The sequence below is a fragment of the Oceanobacillus halophilus genome, from assembly GCF_003628505.1.
Lineage (GTDB): Bacteria > Bacillota > Bacilli > Bacillales > Amphibacillaceae > Oceanobacillus > Oceanobacillus halophilus.
Window position 1 is genome coordinate 1 of sequence record NZ_RBZP01000046.1, and the last position, 1,664, is coordinate 1,664.

1 protein-coding gene is annotated in these 1,664 nt (G+C 36.9%); it reads right to left on the bottom strand.

What is annotated here, in order from left to right; genetic code table 11:
- Nucleotides 1-113: 113 nt before the first annotated feature.
- Nucleotides 114-1,562 carry an IS1182 family transposase gene (locus D8M06_RS19585; protein WP_121206246.1) on the bottom strand — a complete coding sequence of 483 codons (1,449 nt, stop codon included), beginning with the start codon at nt 1,560-1,562 and terminating at the stop codon, nt 114-116.
- Nucleotides 1,563-1,664 lie beyond the last annotated feature (102 nt).

A 1,664-nucleotide genomic window follows, 5' to 3' on the forward strand; every position in this document is an offset into this window, starting at 1 on the left:
GAGGCCACTGAAAAACCATCCCTTTTATAGAAAGTGTTGAAGTAAAATAAAAAAAGAGAGTCCTTTTTTGTTTTTTTCACAAAAAAGTCTCTCTTTTTTAGCTAATATCCTCCTTATTTTTGGTCTATTAGCTTCATAATCCTTTTTAAATTCGCCACAAATATCGTGGTCGCTCCTTGTATCTCCATACCAAATAGACCCGAGTCAGTGGCTTTATTATACCCGTGTCGATTTTTTAATTCACCGTTTTTAGCTTCAATCATATAACGATCTCGAGCTAACTCTCGGAACAAATCTGTTTCTTGGAACGCCTCTTGTTCCTTATGTTCCGTAGACTTCACAGTCACCGTATATGTTTTGGATTTGGCACCTTCTTTGTAACATCCATCCCGTAATGGGCATACTTTACATTTCTCAATATCAAATCGATACTGAATTTCAGAGTTTCTATCCTTTCTGTTTGTTTTACGTTTGCCTTTTGCTAAATGCCCTGCTGGACAAACATACAAATCGGCGTCTTTATTGAATTCAAAACCAGTGTTTTTTCGTTCGTTTGTAAGGATGGGGTGTAGTTTTGAAACCAATTGAATTTCTTTTTCTTTGGCTAGGATTAAATTATCTTTGCCAGAGTAAGCCGTATCTCCTATTACCGCCTCAACTTCCAGTCCAGCCTGTTCACTTTTTTCAACAAGTTCTTTTAGATATTTCCCATCACTTTTCTCACCAGATGTGACTTTTGCGGAAACAATTAAACGTTCTTTTGTCATGGCTAAATGCGTTTTGTAACCAAAGAAACTAGTATCTTCGGATTTATGGCCTGTTCGGGCATCAGGGTCGTTGGAAATCTCCGTTCCTTCTTTACAATCTTCCACTAATTCTTTCAAATAGTTCATCTTTTCTTTGACCGCTGGAATTTCACCAATACCTTCTTCTTTTTTTACCACTTCCATCAGCTTCTCGCAATAAGCCACAGACTCTTTCACATCATTCTCAGCTGGCTTTTCTGGGTATTTTTCTTTGATAGTTTCATCAAAATCATAGGTTGCCTTCCGAACAGCTTTTGCCTGTTCATTTAAATATTGAGCTGCGGATCTAGCGCGGTAGCGAGAGTGGGAGTGCGTAGAATCCACAATTAAGGCTGCTTTAATTTCGATCAGCCCATGTTCTATTGCGATTTCAGTTGTTCTTTGGATAAGTAAATCTAATAGATTAATATCTTTCAATCGCAATTTACGAAATTGAGTTAAAGAACTTGAGTCAATAACGGAGTCTTCTGGTGCCATCCCCAAGAAAAATTTAAAAGACATATCATATTTAGAGCGTGTAACTAAGTCTTTATCTGATAGTTTATACATTCGCTTTAGTAAAAGGTACTTGAACATTCGGACGGGGCAGACTGCATTCCTACCATTTGTATGACAATAGTTATCCTTTAATTCCTCGTAAATAAAAGAGAAGTCAACCAAATCATTGATTCGGCGTAACTCGTTATCTTTCTCTACGATTAAATCATAAAGACCATGATACGGACTTAACGGAAGGCTTTCTTGTTTTTGTAACAATGCAATCACCCACTACTTTCATCATTATTACTTTGATTATAAAACAGAACAGCTAACAAATCATTTTTGTTGGCTGTTCTGAGGGACTTTTTCAGTGGCCTT